At 61.7% G+C, this 12,638-nt stretch carries 13 protein-coding genes; 9 read left to right on the top strand and 4 right to left on the bottom strand.

Annotation, left to right across the window (positions count from 1 at the left end; all coding sequences use genetic code 11):
• Positions 1–3 precede the first annotated feature (3 nt).
• Positions 4–1,167 (bottom strand): epoxide hydrolase, encoded by a 1,164-nt coding sequence (locus VMA09_12015; protein ID HUA34324.1) that lies wholly within the window; start codon positions 1,165–1,167, stop codon positions 4–6.
• 168 nt (positions 1,168–1,335) lie between these two features.
• On the opposite strand from VMA09_12015, the gene VMA09_12010 reads away from it, so the two are divergent.
• From VMA09_12010 to msrA (VMA09_11990), 5 genes are all read left to right on the top strand, one after another.
• Positions 1,336–1,779, top strand: a complete 444-nt coding sequence (locus VMA09_12010; protein ID HUA34323.1) for a nuclear transport factor 2 family protein — start codon at positions 1,336–1,338, stop codon at positions 1,777–1,779.
• 140 nt (positions 1,780–1,919) lie between these two features.
• Complete coding sequence (locus VMA09_12005) at positions 1,920–2,906, top strand: aldo/keto reductase (GenBank protein HUA34322.1); 987 nt, start codon at positions 1,920–1,922, stop codon at positions 2,904–2,906.
• Between the two features lie 25 nt (positions 2,907–2,931).
• A complete protein-coding gene (gene msrA, locus VMA09_12000; GenBank protein HUA34321.1) occupies positions 2,932–3,453 on the top strand; it encodes a peptide-methionine (S)-S-oxide reductase MsrA in 522 nt (173 codons plus the stop codon).
• Between the two features lie 39 nt (positions 3,454–3,492).
• Entirely contained in the window at positions 3,493–3,951 is a 459-nt protein-coding gene (locus VMA09_11995; GenBank protein ID HUA34320.1) for a nitrate reductase associated protein, read from the top strand.
• 71 nt (positions 3,952–4,022) lie between these two features.
• On the top strand, positions 4,023–4,751 hold the full coding sequence (msrA, locus tag VMA09_11990; protein ID HUA34319.1) for a peptide-methionine (S)-S-oxide reductase MsrA: 729 nt from the start codon (positions 4,023–4,025) through the stop codon (positions 4,749–4,751).
• Here msrA (VMA09_11990) and recO read toward each other — a convergent pair.
• On the bottom strand, positions 4,728–5,495 hold the full coding sequence (gene recO / locus VMA09_11985) for a DNA repair protein RecO (protein ID HUA34318.1): 768 nt from the start codon (positions 5,493–5,495) through the stop codon (positions 4,728–4,730). The two genes, msrA (VMA09_11990) and recO, sit on opposite strands and share 24 nt — an antisense overlap.
• A gap of 6 nt (positions 5,496–5,501) precedes the next feature.
• Positions 5,502–6,632: an AAA family ATPase gene (locus tag VMA09_11980; GenBank protein ID HUA34317.1), complete on the bottom strand. Its 1,131-nt coding sequence runs from the start codon at positions 6,630–6,632 to the stop codon at positions 5,502–5,504.
• A 163-nt stretch (positions 6,633–6,795) separates the two neighbouring features.
• Between VMA09_11980 and VMA09_11975 the strand changes: the two genes are divergently transcribed.
• The 3 genes from VMA09_11975 to VMA09_11965 are packed head-to-tail and all read left to right on the top strand — an operon-like array spanning position 6,796 to position 11,112.
• On the top strand, positions 6,796–7,992 hold the full coding sequence (locus VMA09_11975) for a CoA transferase (protein ID HUA34316.1): 1,197 nt from the start codon (positions 6,796–6,798) through the stop codon (positions 7,990–7,992).
• A 19-nt stretch (positions 7,993–8,011) separates the two neighbouring features.
• Positions 8,012–9,589 (top strand): TldD/PmbA family protein, encoded by a 1,578-nt coding sequence (locus tag VMA09_11970; GenBank protein HUA34315.1) that lies wholly within the window; start codon positions 8,012–8,014, stop codon positions 9,587–9,589.
• On the top strand, positions 9,589–11,112 hold the full coding sequence (locus tag VMA09_11965) for a metallopeptidase TldD-related protein (protein HUA34314.1): 1,524 nt from the start codon (positions 9,589–9,591) through the stop codon (positions 11,110–11,112). Before VMA09_11970 ends, VMA09_11965 begins: the two co-directional genes overlap by 1 nt.
• Before the next feature lie 149 nt (positions 11,113–11,261).
• Here the strand turns inward: VMA09_11965 and VMA09_11960 are convergent, their stop codons facing one another.
• The gene (locus VMA09_11960) at positions 11,262–12,092 is read right to left on the bottom strand and encodes a methyltransferase domain-containing protein (protein HUA34313.1); all 831 of its coding nucleotides are present in this window, start codon (positions 12,090–12,092) and stop codon (positions 11,262–11,264) included.
• A 251-nt stretch (positions 12,093–12,343) separates the two neighbouring features.
• Here VMA09_11960 and VMA09_11955 point away from each other — a divergent pair.
• Positions 12,344–12,638 (top strand): hypothetical protein (locus tag VMA09_11955; protein ID HUA34312.1); only part of this gene is annotated, 295 nt, incomplete at its 3' end.

Below are 12,638 nucleotides of genomic sequence, written 5' to 3'. Positions count from 1 at the left end.
TAACTAGCGAAGCGGCCGGAAGAAGGCGCGGATATCTTCGACCAGCGCTTCGGGCTCTTCCATGTGTGCGAAATGGCCGCCGCGCTCAAAGCGCGTCCAGCGCTTCAGATTGTAGTAGCCATCGGCCCACTTGCGCGGCATCAGGACGACCTCTTTCGGCAGCACGGCGATTCCGGTCGGGGCTTCGATCGTCGGATGACGATCGTGCGACGGCTTCCACAAATTGTGAACGGCTTCGTAGTAAAAGCGCGCCGAGGTCCCGTAGCTCTCGGTCGCCCAGTAGATCGTCATCGTCGTGAGCAGCTCATCCTTGGTGAAGCGCTTCTCGACCTTGCCGTCGCAATCGCTCCAGGCGCATCGCTTCTCGAGAATCCACGCGCAGAGGCCCGCGGGCGAATCGTTCAGCGCGTATGCGATCGTCTGCGGACGCGTGGTCTGAATCGCGGAGTAGCCGCTGCCCTCCTGGAAGAAGGCGAGTGAGCGCTCGAAGAATCCCTTCTCATCGGGTCCGTACTGATCGGGGCCTGGGAATTTCGCGCCCCACAGATTCAGATCGATCGCCATGTTCATGTGCACGCCAATCAATTTGTCAGCGTGCTTATGCCCGAGCTGATGCGTGATGATCGAGCCCCAGTCTCCGCCCTGCGCGGCGAACTTGCCGTAGCCGAGGACGTCCTGCATGAGAGTCACCCACATATCCGCGGTGCGCCAATAATTGATGCCGGGCGTCGTCAGCGGCGTGGAGAATCCGTAGCCGGGGAGCGAAGGCACGACCACATCGAATGCGTCCGCAGGATCGCCGCCGTGCGAGGCCGGATCGGTGAGCGGGCGGATGACCTTGTTGATGTCCCAGAAGGTCCACGGCCAGCCGTGCGTGACAATGAGCGGAATCGGCTTCGGGCCTTTTCCTTTCTCATGGATGAAGTGGATCGGAACGCCTTCGATCTCAGTTTTGAAGTTCGAGAACGAGTTGATCTGCCGCTCGACGGCGCGCCAGTCGTAGCGATCGATCCAGTACTGCACGAGCTCGCGCAGGTACTCGAGGTTGGTGCCGTAGCGCCAATCGTCGTTGGCGTAGTCGCGCGGCCATCGCGTGCGTTTGAGACGCGCGCGCAGGTCGTCGAGGGTTTCATCGGGAATATGAACCTTGAAGGGCTCTATCTTCATGCGCTGAGTCACCAACGACGCGGCAGGAATTATCTCGCGGGTGAGATGTGCCCGACTTATAAGAGCTTCGCCCCGACTTATCAAGAATTGAGGTTTGACGATCGTTGCCCGCTTGTGCGAAAGCCATAACAGCAAACGAATTCTATTCGCAGACGCGCGAGGACGATCATGAAGAGCACCGAACAGTTGTTAACTGAGCTTCTCGATCGCGAGGCCATCCGCGATCTGCCCGTACGCTATTGTGATTGCGTATGGCGCGGCGACATGGACGGACTCGTCGGCCTGTTCAGCGACAACGCGACTTTCATCTTCAAGGGCCGCGAGCGCGAGCAGACTACCACCGGGCACGACGCGCTCAAGAAGATGTACACTTCGGCGCTGGCCGACGCGACGCCGCGTCCCTACATCCATAACCACGTCGTTGAGCTGAAAGGATCCGGCAAGGCGAGCGGGCGATGCTACGTCGAGCTGCGCAGCATCTCGCGCGCGATGGAATGGATCGGATCGGGCTATTATGAAGACGAGTACGTGAAGGTCGGCGACAACTGGAAGTTCGGCTCGCGCCGCTTCGTGCCGGTGGGCTCGGTCAATCTTCGCGAGCCACGGCAGTGATCGCACGCGATTCGATTTCACCGCGCCGTGCGGCTTTGTTAAATTGGGAAATAGTCGACATGGTGTCGGTGATGAGTAGCGCGCCGCTGGACTCGCTTCAGCAGTTCTAATACGAATCTTCCGATGCCTGGAGGGTTGCGATGATTCACCGGCAACTGGGGCGCAGCGATCTTCGCGTCGCTGTGGTCGGACTCGGATGCATGGGTATGTCCGAGTTCTATGGCCCCGGCGATGACACAGAGTCGATGGCGACGATCGATCGCGCCCTGGAACTGGGTATCAACTTCTTCGACACCGCCGACGCATACGGACCCCATACAAACGAATTGCTGCTTGGACGCGCAGTCAAAGGCCGCCGCGACAAGTTCGTAATCGCTACCAAGTTCGCGATCGTGCGCGGTCCCGACCCGACCTCTCGCAGTATCAGCGGCAAGCCCGAATATGTCCGCCAGGCCTGCGAGGCGAGCCTCAAGCGGCTGGGCGTCGATCATGTCGACCTTTACTACCAGCATCGTGTCGATCCGAACACGCCGATCGAAGACACCGTCGGCGCGATGGCGCAGCTCGTCAAGGAAGGCAAGGTTCGCTACCTTGGACTGTCTGAGGCGGGACCGCAGAACCTGCGGCGCGCCTGCAAGGTTCATCCGATTGCGGCACTTCAGACTGAGTATTCGCTTTGGAGCCACGATCCCGAGGATGAAATCCTCGCGACTTGCCGCGAACTGGGAATCGGCTTCGTCGCATACAGTCCGCTTGGCCGCGGCTTCCTGACGGGACAGTTCAAGAAGTTCGAAGACCTCGCGCCCGACGACTATCGCCGCTTCTCGCCGCGCTTCATGGGCGACAATTTCGAAAAGAACCTGGAGCTCGTCGAGCGAATCAAGCAAATGGCCGCTGAAAAGCAATGTGCGCCGTCGCAGCTCGCGCTCGCATGGGTGCTTGCGCAGGGCGAGGACATCGTGACCATTCCGGGCACCAAGCGGCGCAAATATCTCGAAGAAAATGCCGGTGCCGTGGATATCAAGTTCACGGCCGCCGAACTCAAGAAGATCGATGAAATCGCGCCGCGCGGAATCGCGGCCGGTGAACGCTATCCTGAACAGATGATGCGCCTGCTGAGTGCCTGAGCGCCGCCACCGGGAGATCGACAATATGGGAGAGACGCGAGTTGCTGCTTTCGGAGCCGGATGCTTTTGGGGCATCGAAGATGCCTTTCACAAGCTGCCGGGCGTCATCGAGGCCGAGTCGGGATACATGGGCGGATGGGTAGACAATCCCACCTACCGCATGGTCTGTACCGACAAGACCGGGCATGCCGAAGTGGTGCGCGTCGAATACGATCCGGGCCGCGTGAGTTTCAAGGAGCTGCTCGATCTCTTCTGGACCATTCACGATCCGACAACACCGAATCGCCAAGGCGTCGATATCGGTACGCAGTATCGCTCAGTAATCTTCTATTATGATGAAGAGCAGCGCACGGTTGCTGAGGCCTCGAAGAAGCGTCTCGACGAAGCGCATATCTTCCGCCGCCCAATAGTCACTGAGATCAAGCCCGCGGCGACTTTCTATCGCGCCGAGGAATATCATCAACGCTACTATGAGAAAGCTGGGATGGCGGCGCATTGCGCGCTCCCCAACTTGGAAGTTGCGTCGTTCCTGCGCTCCAAGCAATAGCTAGTCGAGTTCCGTCAATTCTCAGAGGCGGACAGGCAAATGGAAAAGCATCATTATGAGTTTGAAAGGCAGCTCAACGCTGACCTTTCATGTCCTCCGCTCGCGGCGCGGCAGAAGCTCGACGCACTCAGGATCAAAGTCAGCCGCAATCAGTGGCTCTCGCTCGAGATGCACGAGCGGCGCGCGATCAACGACATGCCTGCGGACAGCGCCGCCGAGCGCGAGCACTTCGCCGAGTTCGTCCGCAGCGCAGTGAAGGCTCGCTCCGGCGAGCCGCCCTCGGAATTGTCCAAAGAGCAGCAAGTCGCGGCCGTGCCGACCGAGGACTTGCCCGCGATCCTGATCAATCGCGCCCGCGAGCTCGGCTTTCAGCTCGATGCGAGCGCCTGGCAGCGGCTCGACTACGATCAGCGCTACGCGCTCCTGAAGTTCGGCAGCGACGAGCGCCGCCGCCGGAAATTTGCTGCGGCACTCAAGGAATTTCTCGCGAATACCTGACTTTCCTGCAACGTCAAACTCTCCGGAACGTATTTGGTTCGTGGGTGGTTATATTGGAGGAGAGGTTTGCAATGCTTTCGAAGTCAGAGGCAAATCCGCGCCTTTCAGTTCTGAAAATAGTCCTTGGTCTGGGCGTTCTTTTCGGCCTCGTTGCCTATGATCAAGGCATGGCCTTCAATCCCATTGTCATCGATGTTCCTTCTGCGCAGGCTGCTACGACCACGCCGACCGATACGGCGGTCTTCTCCGGCGGATGCTTCTGGGGCGTCGATGCCGTCTTCAAGCACGTCAAGGGCGTCGAGCAGGTGACCTCGGGCTACTCGGGTGGCGCCGCCGATACCGCGCACTACGAAATCGTGAGCTCGGGGACGACCGGCCACGCCGAATCGGTGCAGGTGGTCTATGATCCGGCGCAGGTTTCCTACGATCAGCTGCTGAAAGTCTTCTTCAATGTCGCTCACGATCCGACCGAGCTGAATCGCCAGGGGCCTGACGAAGGTACGCAGTATCGATCGATGATTTTCTACAGCAACGATCAGCAGAAGAAGGAAGCGCAGCAATATATTTCGCAGGCGGATAAGAAAAATACTTTCGGCGCGCCGATAGTCACTGAAGTCGTGCCGCTAAAGCATTTCTATCCGGCCGAGGGATATCATCAGAACTACTTCGAGCTGCATCCGAAGAATCCATATATCGTTTTCAACGATTGGCCGAAGCTGAACGCGCTGCGCGACAAGTATCCTGAACTGTACAACTCGAATGTGCAGATCGCGGGCTCAGGCGCCACCACCGAGAATTGATTCGAGGAACGCTGCCGAGCGCAGCTTGCGATCGAGAATCGATGAAATAAAGCGCGCGAGCGCTGCCGCACCTTCGGCGCCCGATGCGGGCAGGTGCGGCGCGTCTGCGAGCGTGGCGTTCGCAAGGCGCGCGAGCGCATAGGCACTGAGCGCGCCCATCCTGATTGCGCCCTCGGGTATCGAGTTGCGGCATCGCGTACACACGATTCCGCCGCGCGCGAGCACGAAATACATCGCATCGCTTTCCGCCGTGACCGCTTCCGCACAGACGCGGCATCGCGCGAACTCGAGGCCGTAGCCCGCCCATCCCAGGATCTTCAATTCGAATGACTGCTTGAGCGATGCGCTTAGCGACATCGCTGCGAGCGTGCGCAGACCCGCTTCGAGTATGCGATACGCTTCGGCGGCTTCGCTTTCCTCGGTCGTGAGCGCATCTGACAGCTCGAGCATGTAGCTGCCGAGCGCGATTTTGCCGAGGTCGTCGTCGAGCACGTGCTGCGGCAGGTCCGCCGCTTCAGCCTTGGTGATGAAGACGAGCTGGCCGTGCGGGCGCCGCTTGAAATGCAGCATCACGTGCGAGAAGGGCTCGAGCTTGCGCTCGAAGCGATGGCGCGAGGCCTTCGCGCCCTTGGCGATTCCACTCAGCTTGCCGGCCTCGAGAGTGAGCAGCGTGACGATTCGATCCGAATCGGCATAGTCGCGCGCGCGGATCACGATTGCGGGCGTCGATTCCTCCGCCGGCATCGCAGCTCAGGCGCCGAGGCTCCGGCGCAGCATCGCCATCTGGATGTCGCGGACTTCGTTGCGCATCGCGTCGGCATTGGCGATTGTGCGCCCGCTTTCCGACGCTTCGCGGGTGACCTTTTCGAACTCGGCGACGATCCGCGCGATCTTGGCATTGACCTCGGTCAGCGCGCGCATCTTCTGCTCGTCGCTTTCCCAGTGGCCCTCGGCGTATTCGCGCAGCTCGCGGCTTTCGAAGAGCAGCTCCTGCGCCTTCTCCTCGTAGCCTTTGACGAGGCGCTTGATCGCTTCGATCACCTTCGGACGTTCCTCGGGATCCTTCCACAGCACGTGTTCGAGGAACATCACGTCGTCTTCAGTGACAGTATCGCGGCCGAGCAGCAGCGCGTGCGCACGCATCACGGCGAGCGAGTTCTTCCAGCGCCGATCCGACACGATGATCTGCTGCGAGCCGAGATGCTTGCGCAGGCCGGCGATCAGCTCCAGCACTACGCCGCTGATCGCGATTTCTTCAGCCGCTTGAATCAGCTCGGCCAGCTCGCCGAACGTGATCGTCGTGCGCGGAACATGCCCCTGCCCGCCGAGCATTCTCAGGAACCGGAATTCGTCGGCGATATAGTCCGCGATGAAGCGCAGCATGAAGCGATCGTAGAGCGCGGTCAGCTCGTCTTCGTCGGGCAACTCGTTGGAGGCACCGAACATCGTGAGCAGCGGCACGTCGACGCGCTCGCGCCCGTTGTGAAACACGCGCTCGTTGATGATCGTCAACAGCGCGTTGAGGATCGATGAGTTGGCCTTGAAGATCTCATCGAGGAACGCGATATGCGCCTCGGGCAGCTTGTGCGCCGTGACCCGCCGATAGTCATCTTCCTCTAGGCCCTTCAGGCTGACGGCGCCGAAAATTTCCTCAGGCGTGCTGAACTTCGTCAGCAACCACTGGAAGTACTGCGCGCCTTCGACGCGCCGGCACAGCTCGTCGGCGAGCATCGACTTCGCCGTGCCCGGCGGGCCGATGATCAGCACGTGACTGCGCGAGAGCAGCGCGACGAGCGCGCCGTCGATCATGTCCGCGCGCTCAAGGAATTGCCGGTTGAGTTCTTCGCGGATGCGAGCAAGCTTGGCTGTGGCCTCTGTCATATGCGGTCGCGATGCGCTTCCTCTCATGATCTACCAGACGCGGCCAAACGACATAAGCATCCGCGCTTGCCGCATAGCGTTCGGGGGCGATAGAAAGGTTCATCACCGTCCGCATCGTTGACCGGTGCCGCTTCTGACGGCGCCATTGAGCAGGAGAATCGCGATGGAAAAAGCGCTGGCCGGCGTGAAAGTCCTCGACTTGACCCAGTTCGAAGCGGGCACTTCGTGCACCGAGATGCTCGCGTGGCTCGGCGCCGACGTCATCAAAGTCGAGTCGCCGAAGATGGGCGAGCAGGGCAGATGGCTGCTCACGGAAAAGCAGGGCGTCGATTCGCACTACTTCATCCTGCTCAACGCCAACAAGCGCAGCGTCACGATCAACCTCAAGACTGACAAGGGCCGCGAGCTTTTTATCGAGTTGGTGAAGAAAGTCGATATCCTCGCGGAGAACTATTCGCTGGGCACGCTCGAGGGCCTCGGCCTCGGCTACGACAAGCTGCGCGAAATCAATCCGCGGCTCATCTACCTGACGATCAAAGGCTTCGGCACCTATGGGCCGTACAGCAAGTTCAAGAGCTTCGACATGATCGCGCAGGCGACGGGCGGCGCGATGACGCTGACTGGATTTCCGGGCTCGCCACCGCTCAAGCCGGGTCCGACGATCGGCGACACCGGAACAGGGATCCACGCCGCGACTGGAGTGCTCGCCGCATACATCCAGCGCGAGCGCACCGGGCACGGGCAGAAGGTCGAAGTCGCGATGCAGGAGTGCGTGCTCAATTTTGTGCGCGTTCCGATGATGGGCACCTACATCACGCACAAGCCTTCGCCGCGAGTGGGAAATCGCACCAGTGCCGGACCGGGTGACGTCTTCAAGTGCGCGCCCGGGGGAGACAATGACTACGTGTTTATTCTCTGCACCACGCCCGATATGTGGGAGAGCCTGTGCCGCGCGATGGGCAAGCCCGAGATGGCGGCCGACGATCGCTTCAAGGACCATCGCTCGCGCGCCGCCAATATCGACGCTCTCACCGAGGCGATCCACGAATGGACCATGCAACGCAGCAAGCACGAAGTGATGCGCATCCTGGGCGAGGCTGGCGTGCCGTGCGGAAAGGTGCTGGACAGCGTCGAGCTGCTGAACGACCCGCACATGAAAGAGCGCGGCATGATCGTGACGATCAACCATCCGGCGCGCGGCGAGTTCACGATGCCGGGATGTCCGATCAAGCTCGAGGACTCTCCCGTCGAGGTGAAGCCCGCGCCGCTGCACGGACAGCATACGACGGAAGTCCTCGGCGAGATGCTCGGGATGAGCGCACAGCAGTGCGAAGCGCTTCGCGGCGAAGGCGTGATCTAACCGCGCCGGCCATTCGTCGATGCCCACGTCCAGCGATCTCTTCGAATCGATCGAATACTTAAAGCGCGAGGGGCCGGCGCTCCTCGCGCGCTTTGCCAAATCGCATCGTGGCGCGGCGTATGCCGACCTGCGCTTTGAAGTCGTCTTCAACCGGTCCGCATCGGCAACCAACGGCGAGCCGCGCGACGCCAACGAAAGCGCGACCGCCGCGTATGCGATCTCGGTGCATGCCGAGCAAGGAGGCGTCGTGGGGCACGGCCAGACCGGTGGCGAAGTCGGCACTCTGGCGCGCTCGCCTACAAAGCTCGTTGCGGCGCTCAGGCGCGCGCTCGACGAGGCGCACGATCGCGCCCGATTCAGCGCGCGCGAGAAAGCCGCGCTCACGAAGAGCCTCGGCGCCAGCGCCGATTCGCTCATGCTGCGGGCCTCGCTGCCGCCCGCTCCGGTGCGCGACGAAGTCGAGGCGCATTACAAGCGCGATCCGCGGAGCCTCGATAGTGACGAACTTAAGCGGCTTGCGCTCGACGCTTCGCGCGCCGTCTCCGGACTCGGCAAGGAAATCGCTTTCAACGTCGCGGCCGCGATGACGGAGCTGCGCCACGAAATCTTTGTCAGCACGAGCGGCAGCCTGATCTCGCAGGCGACCGCGTTTGCGCAGGGCGATTGTTACGTCGTGGCGCAGAGCGGCGACGGCCACCAGGAAAGCTACGACACTATCGGTCAACAGCGCGGCTTCGAGAGTATCGCCGACGGATGGCGCGGCGAGCTGATGCCGAATCGCGATCTCATCGGCTTCTGCACCGAGCTCGCCACCGAAGCGCGCGAACTCGCTGCCGCACCTGCGCTCAAGGCGACTGACGGCGAAGTGGTGGTCGTGACGGATCCGCACTTCAACGCGCTCGCGGCGCACGAGATCGTCGGACATCCGTCGGAAGCAGATCGCGCGCTCAAGATGGAAGCGGCGTACGCGGGCCGAAGCTGGTTTCTGAAGTCGCTCGCGGAGAATCAGATCGGCCATCGCATCGGATCGCCGCTGCTGTCTGCCTGCTCCGATCCGACGCTCGACGGCTATGGGCACTATCGCTACGACCACGAGGGCACGCCCGGCCATCGCGTGATCAATATCGACCAGGGAATCTTCAACGGCTTTCTCAACTCGCGCGACACTGCCGCCGCGCTCGGCGCGGAGCCCAACGGCCACGCGCGGGCGTCCGAAGGATGGCACGTGCCGCTCATCCGGATGTCGAACACGTTCTTCATGCCTGGCGAGACGCCGCCCGACAAGATCATCGGTGAGGTCGAGCGCGGCTACTATGTCTGCGGACATCAGACACCGTCGATCGCCGAATCGCGCGAGAACTTCCGCATCTCGGCGCGCCGCGTTTACGAGATCGATCATGGCCGGCTTGGAAAGCTCTATCGCGCGGGCAGCGTGATCGCCGACTCGAAGAGCTTCTTCATGAACGTCGACGCGGTCGGCAACGATCTGCGGCTCATCGCGATCCCCAACTGCGGCAAGGGGCAGCCGATGCAGGTGAAGCGGATGTCGAACGGCGGGCCGACGCTGCGCTCGCGGGCGCGGCTCGGGGGCGGCTGATGCTCAAAGCGGCGGAACTGTCGCGCTTTGCGCGTGCAGCGGCGAAACTTCTCGCGCGTGACAGCGAGTTGCTCGAATTCGAAATTTATTGCTCGAGCGGCGAGCATCGAATCGCGCGGCTCAATTTCACCTCCGACATTCCGTGCCGCGGCGTCGAGGAATTCAAGTCGCTGCACGCCGACGGATGGCAGGTGCGGCTCGCGATGAAACGCGACGCGCACGAAATTGGCAGCGCCTTCGAAGCCGCCGACTTCAGCCTCGACGCGGTGCGCAAGGGACTGGCGCGCGCCAAGCGAGCGCTCGTTGTCGATCCACATTTTCCGGGATTTCCCCAGGAGCCGCGCCATCTCAAGCTGCCCGCCGGTGAGAAATCCGATCTCGCGCGCGTGAGCGATGCAGCGATCGCCAGTGCGGCATGGAGTGTCGTGCGCGGCGCGATCGATTCGTTCAAGCGCTCCGATGCCGCCAAGCGGGAGCATCCGGGACTCGTCATCGGCGGCGACGTTTCGGTGATTCGCGATCGTATCGCGATCGCGGCGTCGCACTTCGCAGATATCCGCACCGACGAGAGCGCGCACTTCAGTTCGTCGGTGACTGCGCTCATCGAATCGCTCGACGCGAAGGGCACGGCCAGCGCGCTGGGCTCGTCCGCTCAGGCGATGCATGCCTCGGCGGCGACGCTCGGACGCGACGCGGTGAAGCGCGCTCTCAGTCTCGCAAGCGGAACGCGGCCAGCCTCAGGCACTTACCGCGTTGTGCTCGGACCGCAGCCGATTGCCGAGATTCTCAACTACATGGTGATGGGTTCGGTCACGACGGGCGCGTTTCACGCCGCGAGTTCCGCCTACCATGGCCGCTTCGGCACGAGCGTGATGGATGAGCGGCTTAGCCTGTTCGACGATCCCGCGCATCGCGCGGGTGCAGCGCGCCGCCGTATCACGTGCGAAGGCCTGGCGGCGCAGCGCACGGATCTCATTCGCAACGGCAAGCTCATCGGCCTGCTCTCGACGGTTTACGATTCGCATCGCCTGCTGACTGACGAAGAACGCGCCGAGAAACTCGGCTCGGCCGGCGGCGATAAACTGCAATTCCCGGCACACAACGGCTATCGCCTCGGCGAGGGCGGAGGCCGTCGCTTCGACGGGCATCCTGGCACGGCGGGAACTAACGTCGTGATGCGGGCGCGCGGCGGCGTCGCCGAGGATGCGCTGCTGGCTGCGGTGCGCGACGGCATCTACATCGGTCGCGTCTGGTACACCTATCCAATCAACGGCCAGCGCGCGGGCGACTTCACCTGCACCGTGAGCGGGGACTCCTACCTGATTCGCAACGGCAAAATCGCCGACCCCGTCGCACCCAACAGCCTTCGCATCAACGCCAACATCGCGCAGGTCTTCAAACACCCGCTGGCAATCGGCTCCCGCTCTACGCCCGCAATAGTCTGGGGCTCGCCCGAGGCCTACTACGTGCCATCAATCGCACTCGACGCTATCGCACTCGCCGAAGTTGCGGCGAATCCCTGAGCGCAGACGGCCAGTCAAACCACGAAGGTCACAAAGGCACGAAGTCGGAAAAACCTTTAAGGGCGGCGCGAGCGCCGACCGTCTTCGTGCCCCCTGTGTCTTACCTTCGTGTCTTGGTGGTCATCTTCTGAATTTCGATAGTCGCGAAATCACACACGGCTGATGACCAGTTTCAGCGAGCCGTGAAACTCTGCTTGCGTGCGCAGGTGGCCGTTATTCACGTCCCAGGTGCCGTTATCGAGGTCGCGTGTAAGATCTCGCACCAACCGCTCTTCGATCGATGAATCGACGAAGCTCCATGCAGAGCATGCGCGCCGCGCGCCCGGGTCGAGCAAGCCTTCGGGGCGTCCGTAATACGCCTCCGCGAATCCGTCGGTACAGTTCAATGGGATCGGGACGCTCAGAATTTCCGCCCTGGCGCCGAGCGCCTCGACGATTGACGAGATAGGAGGAAAGCGGCGCGCTTCGACCGCGATCACTTCGGGTACGTATTCATTCAGCCAGAAGCGATTGAGCTCGTCGGGGTCGCCGGCCATGATCACGATCGGTCCGCGCGTGACGCGCCGCACTTCGCGGAGGCCCGCGCGCAGATCGGGCCACTGATGCACTGTGAACACTGCCATCGCCGCATCGAAGGAGCGATCGTCAAACGGCAGATGGTCCGCGAACGCATCGATCGCCGCAGACAGATGCGCGCCCCGCTGCGCGCGCATCGTCGCCGACGGCTCAACCGCGGTCACGACGCGATCGGCGGGTTCATACGAGCCGGCGCCCGCGCCGACGTTTAGAACCGTTCGCGAATCGCCCAGCGCTTCGCCGATCATCGCAGCGATCCGCGGCTCGGGCCGCCGATAGTGGCTGTAGCCCTGGCCGATTACGCCGTAGTTTGCATCGCCCGCGCTGCCATCGTGATGCCGCGTCATGTGAGCATTCTGTACGGAGACCGCGAACGAATCACCAGCAGCAGATTCAACAACCACGAAGGTCACAAAGTCACAAAGAAAAACACTAAAGGGCGGCGCGAGCGCCGCCTTTCTTAGTGCATTTGTGATCTTGGTGGTGATTCTTCGTTTTCTTCTTAAGGCGGCTTAGCTCAAAAATCCATCGGTAAATATCGCACCGCTGCGCACTTCGCGTCTTGTACCTTTCAAAATGATTAGCGCGTTTGACTTCATGTGAAAGCTATCCTACAGGAAGTAGAGCTTATCAAAAGGAAGCGGAGTGTCTGCCAGTGCTATTGGACAAATCGACGGCGCGCCACTTTGCGGCGAATCGCCGCCCGGGTCAATCGAAGGTCATAGCGTCGTTACTCTTGTTGGTCGGGTTGATCGCCCTGTCGATGCCGCGGCTTGCATTCGCGCAGGTGGCGGTTTCGAACGTGCTCGCGCCCGTTCCGCCGGGCAGCGCGCCGGGCGGCGAAATGTTTCTGCAAGCGACGGTAAGGGCGAGCGGGCTGAGGCCGGCGACCGTCAGTTTCTACCTGGCGGAAGGCAGCACGCACGGACCGGATGATATTTTAATGAGGT

The organism is Candidatus Binataceae bacterium, from assembly GCA_035508495.1.
In the GTDB taxonomy this organism is placed as follows: domain Bacteria; phylum Desulfobacterota; class Binatia; order Binatales; family Binataceae; genus JASHPB01.
This window is presented reverse-complemented; position numbering and strand designations above follow the sequence as displayed.

Coding starts and splice junctions, on each gene's coding strand:
- VMA09_12015 (HUA34324.1), bottom strand. CDS start 1,167: ATGAAGATAGAGCCCTTCAAGGTTCATATTCCCGATGAAACCCTCGAC.
- VMA09_12010 (HUA34323.1), top strand. CDS start 1,336: ATGAAGAGCACCGAACAGTTGTTAACTGAGCTTCTCGATCGCGAGGCC.
- VMA09_12005 (HUA34322.1), top strand. CDS start 1,920: ATGATTCACCGGCAACTGGGGCGCAGCGATCTTCGCGTCGCTGTGGTC.
- msrA (HUA34321.1), top strand. CDS start 2,932: ATGGGAGAGACGCGAGTTGCTGCTTTCGGAGCCGGATGCTTTTGGGGC.
- VMA09_11995 (HUA34320.1), top strand. CDS start 3,493: ATGGAAAAGCATCATTATGAGTTTGAAAGGCAGCTCAACGCTGACCTT.
- msrA (HUA34319.1), top strand. CDS start 4,023: ATGCTTTCGAAGTCAGAGGCAAATCCGCGCCTTTCAGTTCTGAAAATA.
- recO (HUA34318.1), bottom strand. CDS start 5,495: ATGCCGGCGGAGGAATCGACGCCCGCAATCGTGATCCGCGCGCGCGAC.
- VMA09_11980 (HUA34317.1), bottom strand. CDS start 6,632: ATGACAGAGGCCACAGCCAAGCTTGCTCGCATCCGCGAAGAACTCAAC.
- VMA09_11975 (HUA34316.1), top strand. CDS start 6,796: ATGGAAAAAGCGCTGGCCGGCGTGAAAGTCCTCGACTTGACCCAGTTC.
- VMA09_11970 (HUA34315.1), top strand. CDS start 8,012: ATGCCCACGTCCAGCGATCTCTTCGAATCGATCGAATACTTAAAGCGC.
- VMA09_11965 (HUA34314.1), top strand. CDS start 9,589: ATGCTCAAAGCGGCGGAACTGTCGCGCTTTGCGCGTGCAGCGGCGAAA.